This window comes from Methylocapsa palsarum (assembly GCF_900114285.1).
GTDB lineage: Bacteria > Pseudomonadota > Alphaproteobacteria > Rhizobiales > Beijerinckiaceae > Methylocapsa > Methylocapsa palsarum.
This window is the reverse complement of the sequence record NZ_FOSN01000005.1, coordinates 1-12,544: the sequence shown is the minus strand read 5'-3', so window position 1 is coordinate 12,544 and position 12,544 is coordinate 1. Positions and strand designations below refer to the sequence as shown.

Genomic DNA, 12,544 nt, shown 5'->3' with positions numbered 1-12,544 from the left:
TCAATCCAATCGACAAGAATATGCTCAAATCTTTGATTCTGGAGCGATTTCTGATCGATCGCATGACTTCATGCGATCGGAAAGCGCTCGAGCGGTCTTTACTACAAGAAGTTCACGATAGGTTGTTTCGACGCGCTGACTCTACCTGCAATATCAGAACCCTATTTCCGTCGCGGACGGCGACAACGCGCGATGGCCGCAGAAGGGCCGAACATAACGCAGCGTCGCTGAAAGACAGGCCATCCCTATTTCTCCACTTTCTCTCCCCGGTTCGTCCATTCGAGAAAGCCGCCTGGATAATGCGCGCGGACATCGTCGCGTCCCGCCATCCTGGCGAGCGCGAGGGCGTCGAGGGAGCGTTTGCCCGAGCGGCAGGACAAGACGACCCGCTTGCCCGGCTCCTTCGGCAGCGCCCTCGGATCGAAACTTTGCAACGCATTGAGCGTCGATCCGGGGATGCGGCCCGCGCTATATTCGTGCGGTTCGCGTACATCGACGAGCAGGATGGAGCCTTCGGCAAGCCCCGCTTTCAAGTCCTCGATATTGACGTTTTCAACTTTGACGATTGTCTCGGCCATGCGCGAGCCTCCTTTGCCGGCGGACCGCGCCGAACTTGAACGTGAATTCATACTCTGTTTCAGGTGGTTTGTGAAATAAAACCACCAAATTTATGTCGTATTAAAAATCACCTTTTTTTCGCTGTAAAAAGGCCTCCGCGGCTTGCAGATCAGCTGGTTCGTTGGCGTTGAAGAAGGGATCGAGGGGCTCGCACCGCCAGTCCACCGCCGCGACCTTGTATCGCCTCGTAAAACGGTCGATCTTGCGCTCGTCTTCATCGACCAGCGCATGCCGCAGGTCCGCCCGGATGTTCACCGGCCAGAGCGCGACGACGGGATGGAGCCCGCCACACGAACTGGCGCAGGCGATGTCGGCGCCCTGCTCCCGCCGCGCGGCGGCGAGCCTGCCGACGAGATCCCCGGGCAGAAACGGCGTATCGGACGGCGCGCTGAGAACGACGGCGACGTCCGGCCGCCGCGCCGCCATCCAGTCGAGTCCAGCGAGGAGTCCGGCGAGCGGACCCTTGAACCCCGGAAGGTCATCGGCGACGACAGGCAGACCGAATTCCGCCAGTCGCGCGGGATCGCCGTTGGCGTTGAGCACAAGCCCGGCGCATTGCGGGCGGAGGCACTCGATGACGCGGCCAAGGATCGTCCCTCCGCCGATTGTGCGCAGCCCCTTGTCGCCGCCGCCCATGCGGCTCGCAAGGCCGCCCGCGAGCACTATTCCGAACGGCAAGTCAGTCATATCCGCGCTCAGTCATCGGCGCCCGCGCTCTTGCGGCGAGAACCCGCCGCCTCGTCCGCGACATAAGAGAGATCCTGATCGAAGATGATGCGTTCCTGGCCGGAAAGCGCGACGAAGCGCTTGCCCCGCGCGCGGCCGATGAGGGTCAGGCCTGTTCGGCGCGCGAGATCGACGCCGGAGGCCGTGAAGCCGGAGCGCGAGACCAGCACCGGAATGCCCATCCGCACGGTCTTGATCACCATCTCGGAGGTCAGCCGTCCGGTGGTGTAGAAAATCTTGTCGGCCGGATCGACCTTGTTGACGAACATCCAGCCGGCGATCTTGTCGACGGCGTTGTGGCGCCCGACGTCCTCCATGTAGACGAGCGGCCTGTCGCCCGAGCACAACACGCAGCCGTGGATGGCGCCGGCTTCGAGATAAAGCGAGGGCGTCAGGTTGATCAAATGAGTCAACCGGTAGAGCCACGACGTGCGCAGCTCCGCCCTCGGCAGCGCCACGTCCTCGATCGCCTCCATCAGGTCGCCGAACGTCGTCCCTTGCGCGCATCCAGAAGTCAGGGTGCGTTTCTTCAGCTTGTCTTCGTAATCCGTGCGCCGCCTGGTGCGCACCACGACGACATCGAGTTCCTCGTCGAAATCGGTTCCGGTCAGTTCGTCGTCTGAGCGCAGCATCATCTGGTTCAAGAGATAGCCGACGCCAAGATATTCCGGATGATCGCCGATGGTCATCATCGTCACGATCTCCTGCGCGTTCAGATAAAGCGTCAGCGCTTTTTCCGTGACGACGCGGGTCGTCGCCGGCGCCCCGCTCTGGTCGACGCCCTCGACCTCCCGGCTGAGGCGCGGATCGGCGGGATCGGGGCGCAGTAGATAGCTCGCCAGCAGATCCTGCGAGGCGGCGTCCATTATCCTGGCCATGATCCGTCCACCTGGCCTAACTCGCCCTGATCATGTCTCCGCTGAAACGAAACAGCGACGCTATTCGGCCGCCGCCCGCGCCTCAGCCCGCGACACCCTGACCGCGCAGAATTTGAATTCGGGGATTTTTCCGAAAGGGTCCAGCGCGGGATTGGTGAGCAGGTTCGCAGCCGCCTCGGCGTAGCAGAACGGCATGAAGACCATGTTTTCGGGCACGTCGCGATCGGACCGGATCTTGATTTCGATCGCGCCGCGGCGGGTTTCAAGCCGGACGAAGTCGCCGGGCCAGAGGTTCAGACGGCGCAGATCCTTCGGCGAGAGCAGCGCGACCGCTTCCGGTTCAAGACTGTCGAGCACGTTGGCGCGGCGCGTCATCGAGCCGGTGTGCCAATGCTCCAGCAGACGCCCGGTCGAGAGGACCATCGGATATTCGTCGTCCGGAACTTCGTCAGGCGCCGTGACGCTGGCCGGAACGATCCGCCCGCGCCCGGATTCCGTCGGATAGCCGGTGGTGAAAATGATCTCGTTGCCGGGCGAAACGGAATCGTCGACGGGATAGGTGACGGCGCCCTCGCGTTCCACCCGCTCCCACGTGATGTTGTCCATCGACGGCATGAGGCGGGCCATCTCGTTGAACACTTCGGCCGGCCCCGGATAATTCCAGTCAAGCCCGAGCCGCTTGCCCATCTCCTGAATGATCCAGAGGTCCTGGCGCGCATCGCCGGGGGGCGCGACCACCGGCCGGCCGATCTGCACCCGGCGGTCGGTGTTGGTGAAGGTGCCAAGTTTTTCGGCGAAGGCCGAGGCGGGAAGGATCACGTCGGCGTGGAACGCGGTCTCCGTGACGAAGAGATCCTGAACGACGAGATGCTCGAGCATCGCAAGCGCGCCGCGCGCATGCTGGAGGTCCGGATCGGACATCGCGGGGTTCTCGCCTTCAATATAAAGGCCGGTGATCTGCCCGGCGTGAACAGCGTCCATGATTTCGACGACGGTCAGGCCGCGCTCGGGGTCGATTGGGCCGCCCCAGGCCTCCTCGAACGGCTCGCGCAGATCGACGCTTCCGACCGGCTGATAGTCCGGCAGGAACATCGGAATGAGGCCTGCGTCAGACGCGCCCTGGACGTTGTTCTGGCCGCGCAGGGGATGGAGGCCCGTGCCCGGGCGGCCGATCTGGCCGGTGATCAGCGCGAGCGCGATCAGGCAGCGGGAATTGTCCGTGCCGTGGACATGCTGGCTGATGCCCATGCCCCAGAAGATGATCGAAGACTTCGCCTTCGCGTAGAGCCGCGCGACCTCACGCAGGGTCTCGGCGGGAACGCCGCAGACGGGCGCCATCTTTTCGGGAGTGAAATCGGCGATCTTCGCCTTCAGCTCCTCAAAGCCCTCGGTGTAGCCCGCGATATATTGTTCGTCCGTCAGCCCCTCGGTGACGATGGTGTTGATCATCGCGTTGAGCAGCGCGACGTCGGAGCCGGGCTTGAACGCGAGATGCCTGTAGGCGTGCCGCGACAAGCTTTGCGTCCGCGGATCGATGATGATCAGCTTCGCGCCGTTCTTCGTCGCGTTCTTGATGAAGGTGGCGGCGACCGGATGGTTGACCGTCGGATTGGCGCCGATCACGATGATGACTTCGGCGTCAAGGGCCGCAGAGAACGGAGCCGAGACGGCGCCGGAGTTGAGGCCTTCCATCAGCGCGGCGACGGACGAGGCGTGGCAAAGCCGCGTGCAATGATCGACATTGTTCGAGCCGAAACCCATCCGGACCAGTTTCTGGAACAGATAGGCTTCTTCGTTCGAGCCCTTGGCGGAGCCAAATCCGGCGAGCGCGCGCACGCCCTTCCCGTCGCGGATTCGGGCGAGGCCATTTGCGGCGGCGTCTAGCGCCTCTTCCCAGGTGGCTTCACGAAAATGGGTGAAGGGATTGGCGGGGTCGACCTGATCGTTGGCGTCTTTTTTGACGTTCGGAAGCCTGATCAGCGGTTTGGTCAGGCGGTGCGGATGGTGGATGTAGTCAAATCCGAACCGGCCTTTGACGCACAGCCGGTTGTGGTTGGCGGGACCGTTGATCCCCTCCGCGTAGACGATCTTCTCGTCCTTGACCTGATAACTGACCTGACAGCCGACGCCGCAGAACGGGCAGAGCGACTCGACCGTCCGGTCGGGATAGACCGCCCGGGTCTGGTGCTCGTCGAGCAGCGCCGCCGGCATCAACGCTCCTGTCGGACAGGCCTGGACGCATTCGCCGCAGGCGACGCAGGTCGACTCGCCCATCGGATCGTCGAAGTCGAAGACGATCTTGGCGTCATGGTTTCGGTAGGCCATGCCGATCACGTCGTTGACCTGAATCTCGCGGCAGCCGCGTAGGCAAAGCCCGCACTGGATGCAGGCGTCGAGGTTGACGCGCATCGCCGGATGGCTGGCGTCGCCAATCCAGCGCGCCGCTGCGGGGAACCGGCTTTCCGTGACGTCGATTCTTTCGGCCCAGTTCCAGAATTTGGACTGCGGATCGTGCGATGTTTCGCGGGGCGGCTGGTCGGCGACGAGAAGCTCCATCACCATTTTTCGCGCCGTCGTCGCGCGTTCGCTCGCCGTCTTGACCTTCATGCCGGACGACGGAACGCGCTTGCAGGAGGCGGCCAACACCCGCTCGCCCTCGATCTCGACCATGCAGACGCGGCAATTGCCGTCGGCGCGGTAATCGGGCGAAGGCGAATAGCACAGATGCGGAAGTTCCGTTCCGAGCCGCTTGGCGACCTGCCAGATCGACTCGCCCATAGCCGCCTCGACCGGCCGGCCATCGAGTTCAAAAGTGATCTTGTCGCTCATTGCGCGGCTCCCCTCGTCGCGAATTCCTCGGGAAAGAATTTGATGACCGTCATCAATGGATTGGACGCCGCCTGACCCAGCCCGCAAATGGACGCGTCGCGCATGACCTGACTGAGTTCGGTCAACAGATCCTGGCTCCAGTCGGCTTTTTCCATGAGCTCGGCGGCCTTCTGGGTGCCGGAGCGGCAAGGCGTGCATTGCCCGCAGCTCTCGTCCTCGAAGAAGCGCATCAGGTTCAGCGCCGCGGCCTTGATGTCGTCTTCCTGCGAAAGGACGATCACGGCGGCCGATCCGATGAAACAGCCGTATTTTTCCAAAGTTCCGAAATCGAGTGGAATATCGTCCATCGAGGCCGGAAGGATGCCGCCGGAAGCGCCGCCCGGAAGATAGGCGCGCAGCGTGTGGCCGTCCGCCATGCCGCCGCAGAATTCATCGATCAGCTCGCGGATGGTGACGCCCGCCGGCGCGAGCTTGACGCCCGGCGATTTGACCCGGCCCGAGACCGAATAGCTGCGCAAGCCCTTTCGATCGTTGCGGCCATGGCTCGTCCACCAGTCCGGGCCCTTTTCGACGATGTCGCGGACCCAGAACAAGGTCTCGATATTGTTGATCAGCGTCGCCCGATTGAACAGCCCGATCTGGAAAGGAAAGGGCGGTTTGTGCCGGGGAAGCCCGCGCTTGCCCTCAAGGCTCTCCAGCATGGAGGATTCCTCGCCGCAGATATAGGCGCCAGCCCCGCGGCGCAGATGGATCACCGGCCCGCCGGGCGGCAATTTCGCGATCTCGCGCTCAAGGATGATCCGCGACGCCGGATATTCGTCGCGCAGGTAAATATAGACGTCCGACGCCTCGACCACATGAGCGCCGATCAGCATGCCCTCGAGGAAGCGATGCGGATCGCTCTCGAGATAGAACCTGTCCTTGAAGGTGCCCGGTTCGCCCTCGTCGCCGTTGACCGCCATCAGCCTCGGTCCCGGCTCGCCAAGGACGGAGCGCCATTTCCGCGCGGTGGGAAAGCCTGCCCCGCCCAGACCGCGCAGGCTCGCGCCGTCAAGCGCCTGCAGCAATGTCTCCACAGGCAGCGCGCCCGAGCGCACCCGATCGAGGAGTTTGTAGCCGCCCTTTGCGACATAGGCCGCATAGTCGGCATAGTTGGGAACGTCCGGATGGATATGGCCGCTTTCAGCGGCCTCCAGCACGGCCGCCGGCGTCGCATGATCCACGAACGAATGGCCGACTTCCGCGACCGGCGCTGTGTCGCACCGGCCGACGCAGGGGGCGCGAACGACCCGAACCTGCGGCCCTGCCCCCGCCTTTACCGCGTGGAGCAGCTTTTCAGCCCCAAACAGGGCGCATGTGAGGGAATCACAGACCCGGATCGTCAGCGGCGGGATCGATGGTTCGCCATCCTTCACGACGTCGAAATGGGCGTAGAAGGTGGCGGTCTCGAAAACCTCCGCGAACGAAAGTCTCATTGCGTCGGCGAGCGCGGCGAGATGAGCCGCGGAAATCTGGTGGTATGCGTCCTGAATGAGGTGCAGATGTTCGATCAGGAGATCGCGCTGACGTGATCTGTCTCCCAGCAACGTCTCGATCTCCTCCATTGCTTTCGGATCGAGCTGGCGCCCTTTCGGCGCCGGCTTGGCGCGGCGAATACCTTCTCCCGGATGATCGAAGCGGCGGACGGTATTGTGCTGATCACCGTTCATACAGCGGTTTTTCCCTGAAATCGCTCGCGAAAAAGGCCGCGAAGACGTGAGTTTGTGTCTAATTTAACTATAAATACGACCGACGCCAGCCTCAAGCGAACCGGGCGTGATCAGAAGCGATACCAGAGCCCGCCGAAAGGGCCAAGCTCCCGTCCGGCATTAATCCCGGCGGCGGTAAAAAAGCCGCCTATCTGGAGCGACCATTGCGGCGTCAGGTCGTAAACGACGCTCGGCTGCAGTTTCGCCCAGAATGAATTGGGCCAAAATTTTTTTGGGGGGAGCGCCCCCCGGGCCAATCGCAGTTCCGGATTGTTCGTTCCCGCCGGAATACGAAAAGAAACTCTGCAGAAGAACCATAACCTCCGGCGAAGGACGAAGTCCGGCGGTGAGATCGAGCCTCCATTCGCCCGGCTGATGATCCCCATAAAATCGGTACGCCGCCTGCGCCTCGGCGAAGCCTGGCATGGCTCCGACGGCGATGTTTTGGCCAGCGAGGGCGCGCAATTCGATCGAGGCGGCGCGGCTCGGCTGAAAGATCCGGGCGGAATCATTGATCGAGGCGCCCGGCGACCGGATTGCGGCCTGAACCGAAACGGCGCCGGCGTCGGAATGGTAGAGTCCGATTTTGGCGGCGGCCTCGCTTTCGCCGATTCCGTCGTAGTTGACGGCAGGAGGCGCCGCCCTGATCCGGTCGTAGGATGGCGACGCGGCCACGCTGAGCCAGTCGGTCACGCCATACTCGATATATGAGCCAAGCTCGAATTTCTGGTAGGACGGCACAGGGATCAGTCGCCCGCTCTTGTTGAAGGCCCGCGTCGATGACGAGAACGCGGTCGACGCGATGATCTGGCCTTCGCCCGGAGGCGTCAGCCACGCGCCGGCGATGGTCTGTCTCGGCCACAGACAAGCCGCGACGAAGAGACAAGCAATCCGGGGGGCGGCTCTTCGGCTCATCTGGAAAAGCAAGACGAAAAGGCGCGGCGCCCGCAAAACTGCGACTCCTTGACCCGGACGGCGGCGTGCCCCGGCCTTGCGAGCGCCGGCGTTGGCGAAAGCCGGACAAGCGCTTCAATTATACAAAAGTATGACGATTTATTTTAGTCAATATACATTACAAAACTGTTTATGGATCGGCTTGACACTCTGCCGTCCCGGGCCTAGAGCACATTCCGATTGGATTGAATGAATCCAATCGACAAGAATATGCTCAAGCTTTTGACTCTGGAGCGATTTCTGATCGATCGCATGACTTCATGCGATCGGAAAGCGCTCCAAGCGCCTAGGCGCAAGTCAAGTTCGTCAGCCGAGTTCGCCTATCGAAATTGTGCGTCGAGAGCACGACTGATTTCGTGGCGGCGAAACTTTTTTCCAATCCCAAGGACACGTTTGCCCCGTATCGTTCACGGCTTGGCCGACCTCGCAAACGGCTATGACGTCATCTTATGTGATGTCTGGGGCGTCCTTCACGATGGGGCGCAATATTCCGAGAAGGCCGCCGACGCGCTCGCGCGCTTCCGGACCAAGGGCGGCAAGGTCGCTCTCATCACCAATTCGCCGAACCCCAGCCGGATCGTTCGCGCGCAGCTTGAATTGCTCGGCGTGCCGGCCAACGCCTATGACGCGATTGTGTCGTCGGGAGACGTCACCTTGTCGATGCTGGCCGAACGCGCCGGGGAGGCCGTGTTTCATCTCGGTCCGCCCGCGGAGACGGCCCTGTTCGACGAGCTGCTCGCCGTTTCGGGCAAACCGCAGCGCCGCGCCTCCCTGGAGCATGCGGACTTCGTGCTCTGCACCGGGCTCGTCGATCCTTATGGAGGCAAGCCCTCCGATTATGACCCGATCCTCGGCCGGATGCTGGCGAAGCGCCTCGACTTTATTTGCGCCAATCCCGACATTGTCGTCGAAATCGGCGGCGAACTCTCTTATTGCGCCGGCGCCATCGCGGAACGCTACGCCGGCATGGGCGGCAAGGTCATCGAGGCCGGCAAACCCTACGCTCCGATCTACGACAAGGCGATGCGGCTCATCAGCGAAACCAACAGCGGCGTCGCGCCCGACCGGTCTCGGGTCCTCGCGATCGGCGACGCCATGCACACGGACATCAAGGGCGCGCGCGCACAGAAGTTCGACAGCCTCCTCGTCGCCTCGGGCCTTCATCGGGAGCAGCTCCAAGCCGCAAAGGGCGCGGAGCTCGCCCGCGCCGTCCTGCGACAATTCGTCGATGAAGCCGGCTTCGCACCAACCGCTGCGATTCCCGAACTCGTCTGGTAAAAGCCGGAAGCCTTCTTTGAAATTCGCCCGATTTTTGCGCGCCGAAATCCGGATTATGGAGTTTTGGTCCCGGAGTCGCTATGAGCATCTGTAACGCTTCAGATGGCCTGGTTTCGACCCCGGCCTTGAACGGCTTCGTCCGACTGACAACCCTGGCCACATTGACCGCACCGCCGCACGCCAAGCGCTTTGTCCTCGCCGTCGATCCGGCCGCGCCGCCCTCGGGCCTCGAGGGCGCGGTCATCGCCATCGGCAATTTTGACGGCGTTCATCGCGGCCACGCCGCGGTCATCGAGCGCGCCGGCGCGCTGGCGAACAAGCTCGGGCGGCCGTGCGCGGTGCTGACCTTCGAACCGCATCCGACAGACTTTTTCCGCGGGCCAAACACGATTTTCCGTCTGACGCCGCTCGCCGCCAAGGCGAGGTCGCTCGAACGGCTCGGCGTCGACGGCATGATCGTCGTTCCCTTCGACGCGGCTCTGGCCAGCCTGAGCGCGGAAGATTTCGTCAGCGACGTTCTGGTGCGCCGCCTCGGCGTCGCGGCGATCGTCGCCGGTTACGACTTTCATTTCGGCGCGCATCGCTCCGGTTCTCCGGACCTGCTCAAGGAGATCGGCGGACGGAGAGGATTTCCGGTCGACATCGTGCCGCCGATCCTGGCGGACTCCGACGGTCCCATGGCCGCCTCGTCAACCGCGACGCGGGCCGCCCTCGAGGCGGGAGACGTCGAGGGCGCCGCCAGACTGCTTGGGCGTCCCTATTCCATCCTTGGCGAAGTCATCCATGGCCAGAAGCTTGGCCGGACGCTCGGATTTCCGACCGCGAACCTCGTCCCTGATCCCAGCTGCCGCCTGCGTCACGGCGTCTATGCCGTCCGGGTCGAGGTGGAGGGGCGCCTCTATGAAGGCGCCGCAAGCTATGGGCGCCGCCCGACCTTCGACGATGGCCCCGCCCTGCTCGAAGCCTATCTGTTCGATTTTTCCGGCGATCTCTACGGCGAGACGATCGAGGTTCTGTTCGTCGGCTGGATCAGGCCGGAATTGAAATTCGGGTCGGCCGCCGCGCTCATTGTGCAGATGAAGGACGACGTCGCCCAAGCGAAGGACATTCTCGGTGCGATCCCGCCTGCCGCAACCCGGTCGACCGACGACGGCTGAAACACACGCACTGAAACACACACATGGTCAGACGGCGATGGGTGGACGGGAAAGGGGAATTTCCTTGTTTTTCGTCTGGATCTCACCTAATTTGACTCCGTCAATGGTGGATGGGACGCATGATCCTCATCAAGTCAAATGCTAAGACGGGCGCGGCCGCGGCGGGTTCTGGGTCGTCGCTTGCGCTTTTGCTTATCTGCCCCTGAGGGCCGGCCGGGCGACATTCCCGGGCGCTCAGGGGATGCAAGCTCGATTTGACCGTCACCTGATTTGACACTTAACGGACAAAACCCATGACCCAATCGGCGCCCGTTTCGCCCAGCGAAACGACCAAAACCAACCGCGAACAGGTTTTCATTTTCGACACCACGTTGCGCGACGGCGAGCAATCGCCGGGAGCATCGATGACTTTCGAGGAGAAGATCGCCGTCGCCGACCTTCTCGACGCGATGGGCGTCGATATCATCGAGGCGGGTTTCCCGATCGCCTCCGAGGGCGATTTCGAGGCCGTCTCCGCCATCGCTGAGCGCGCCAAGAACGCCGTGATCGCGGGCCTCGCCCGCGCGATCGAAGGCGACATCGCCCGCTGCGGCGAGGCTGTGCGCAAGGCGCGCCGCCCGCGCATCCACACCTTCGTGTCCACCTCGCCCATTCATCTGCGCCATCAGATGAACAAGAGCGAGGAGCAGGTGCTCGAAATCATCTCGCGCACCGTCGCGCAGGCGCGCAACCTTGTCGACAACGTCGAATGGTCGGCGATGGACGCGACGCGGACTCCAATCGATTATTTATGCCGCTGCGTCGAGGCGGCGATCAAGGCCGGCGCGACCACGATCAATCTGCCCGACACCGTCGGCTACGCGATGCCGGAAGAGTACGAAACCCTGTTCCGCGCCGTCCGCGAGCGGGTTCCCAATTCGGACAAGGCGATCTTCTCCGTCCATTGCCACGACGACCTCGGACTCGCCGTCGCCAACACCCTGGCGGGCGTCAAGGGCGGCGCGCGGCAAATCGAGTGCACCATCAACGGCCTTGGCGAGCGGGCCGGCAACGCCGCGCTCGAGGAAGTCGTGATGGGGCTGCGCGTTCGCGGCGATTCCCTGCCCTATTACAGCAACGTCGACGCCTCGATGCTGACGCGGGCGTCGAAGCTCGTGTCGGCGGTGAGTTCGTTTCCGGTGCAGTTCAACAAGGCGGTCGTTGGGCGCAACGCGTTCGCGCATGAGAGCGGCATTCACCAGGACGGCATGCTGAAAAACGCCCAGACCTACGAAATCATGACGCCCGAAAGCGTCGGTGTCAGCAAGACCTCGCTGGTGATGGGCAAGCATTCAGGCCGGCACGCGTTCAAGGAAAAACTGAAGGAGCTCGGCTACGAACTCGGCGACAATGCGCTGGAAGACGCCTTCATCCGGTTCAAGGATCTCGCCGACCGCAAGAAGATCGTTTACGACGAAGATCTGATGGCCCTCGTCGACGACGAGATCCTCAACGCGCATGACCGCATCAAGGTCGTCGCGCTGACGGTGATCGCGGGGACCAAAGGGCCGCAATCGGCCGCCCTGACGCTCGAAATCGACGGCGAGCAGGTCACCCATCAGGCGACGGGCAACGGGCCGGTCGATGCGATTTTCAACGCGATCCTCGCCCTCGTTCCGCATCATGCGACGCTGGAGCTCTATCAGGTCCACGCGGTCACCAAGGGAACCGACGCGCAGGCCGAGGTGTCGGTTCGGCTGGCGGAGGACGGAAAGTCGGTCACGGCGAAGGGGGCCGATCCCGATACATTGGTCGCGTCGGCGCGGGCCTATGTCGCGTCGCTGAACAAACTGATGCTGAAGCGCGGCAAATCCCGTCCGGACGTTCTGACCGGCTGATGCGGGGAGATCCGCAAATTTTCGCAAGTGCGCTGGACAGGCCCCGGCGCGTTTGCTAAGCCGCAGTGCTTGCTTCCATCCGTCCTTGTCGCCGACTTTCGGCCGGGGCCGCGGGGAAGCGATTTTGATGGGCGTATAGCTCAGTTGGTAGAGCAGCTGACTCTTAATCAGCGGGTCCACGGTTCGAGCCCGTGTGCGCCCACCATCAAAATCAGTGGCTTAGGCCAAGTGCGGTGCCCCAGCTATTTGAGAGCGGACCCCGAGCGGACCCTGTAGAGGGAAATGGAGCGACTCGCCGCAGCGCTTCGAGTTTCGCCTTCGGCACAGTAAGTGAACTTTTAGCGACGAGCATGAAGTTCGAAGCCAGCCGGGCTTTGCGCCAGCTGACCTGCCACTGAACTTTCATCCGGCGGTAATTAGAGTCTCGGCGGAGTTTACGCCGTGTGGCGCGGGTTGAGCAACCTGCGATCGGCGGAGCT

At 62.8% G+C, this 12,544-nt stretch carries 9 protein-coding genes and 1 tRNA gene; 4 read left to right on the top strand and 6 right to left on the bottom strand.

Annotation, left to right across the window (positions count from 1 at the left end):
* Nucleotides 1–245: 245 nt before the first annotated feature.
* The 6 genes from BM177_RS06895 to BM177_RS06870 form a co-directional block, all read right to left on the bottom strand.
* Complete coding sequence (locus BM177_RS06895) at nucleotides 246–578, bottom strand: rhodanese-like domain-containing protein (RefSeq protein WP_091680820.1); 333 nt, start codon at nucleotides 576–578, stop codon at nucleotides 246–248.
* A 100-nt stretch (nucleotides 579–678) separates the two neighbouring features.
* Nucleotides 679–1,305, bottom strand: coding sequence for a molybdenum cofactor guanylyltransferase MobA (gene mobA / locus BM177_RS06890; RefSeq protein ID WP_091680383.1), 627 nt, complete (start codon nucleotides 1,303–1,305; stop codon nucleotides 679–681).
* Between the two features lie 8 nt (nucleotides 1,306–1,313).
* Nucleotides 1,314–2,222 carry a formate dehydrogenase accessory sulfurtransferase FdhD gene (locus BM177_RS06885; protein ID WP_091680381.1) on the bottom strand — a complete coding sequence of 303 codons (909 nt, stop codon included), beginning with the start codon at nucleotides 2,220–2,222 and terminating at the stop codon, nucleotides 1,314–1,316.
* A 60-nt stretch (nucleotides 2,223–2,282) separates the two neighbouring features.
* On the bottom strand, nucleotides 2,283–5,051 hold the full coding sequence (gene fdhF, locus BM177_RS06880) for a formate dehydrogenase subunit alpha (protein WP_091680379.1): 2,769 nt from the start codon (nucleotides 5,049–5,051) through the stop codon (nucleotides 2,283–2,285).
* On the bottom strand, nucleotides 5,048–6,760 hold the full coding sequence (locus BM177_RS06875) for an NADH-ubiquinone oxidoreductase-F iron-sulfur binding region domain-containing protein (protein ID WP_091680377.1): 1,713 nt from the start codon (nucleotides 6,758–6,760) through the stop codon (nucleotides 5,048–5,050). Before BM177_RS06875 ends, fdhF begins: the two co-directional genes overlap by 4 nt.
* A gap of 159 nt (nucleotides 6,761–6,919) precedes the next feature.
* The gene (locus BM177_RS06870; RefSeq protein ID WP_139223542.1) at nucleotides 6,920–7,714 is read right to left on the bottom strand and encodes a hypothetical protein; all 795 of its coding nucleotides are present in this window, start codon (nucleotides 7,712–7,714) and stop codon (nucleotides 6,920–6,922) included.
* A 432-nt stretch (nucleotides 7,715–8,146) separates the two neighbouring features.
* Between BM177_RS06870 and BM177_RS06865 the strand changes: the two genes are divergently transcribed.
* The 4 genes from BM177_RS06865 (at nucleotide 8,147) to BM177_RS06850 (ending at nucleotide 12,270) form a co-directional block, all read left to right on the top strand.
* Nucleotides 8,147–9,031 carry a TIGR01459 family HAD-type hydrolase gene (locus BM177_RS06865; RefSeq protein ID WP_091680818.1) on the top strand — a complete coding sequence of 295 codons (885 nt, stop codon included), beginning with the start codon at nucleotides 8,147–8,149 and terminating at the stop codon, nucleotides 9,029–9,031.
* Nucleotides 9,032–9,192: 161 nt separating this feature from the next.
* Nucleotides 9,193–10,188, top strand: coding sequence for a bifunctional riboflavin kinase/FAD synthetase (locus BM177_RS06860; protein ID WP_425284380.1), 996 nt, complete (start codon nucleotides 9,193–9,195; stop codon nucleotides 10,186–10,188).
* 293 nt (nucleotides 10,189–10,481) lie between these two features.
* Nucleotides 10,482–12,065, top strand: a complete 1,584-nt coding sequence (locus tag BM177_RS06855; RefSeq protein WP_091680369.1) for a 2-isopropylmalate synthase — start codon at nucleotides 10,482–10,484, stop codon at nucleotides 12,063–12,065.
* Between the two features lie 129 nt (nucleotides 12,066–12,194).
* A tRNA-Lys gene (locus BM177_RS06850) sits at nucleotides 12,195–12,270 on the top strand.
* Nucleotides 12,271–12,544: the final 274 nt, after the last annotated feature.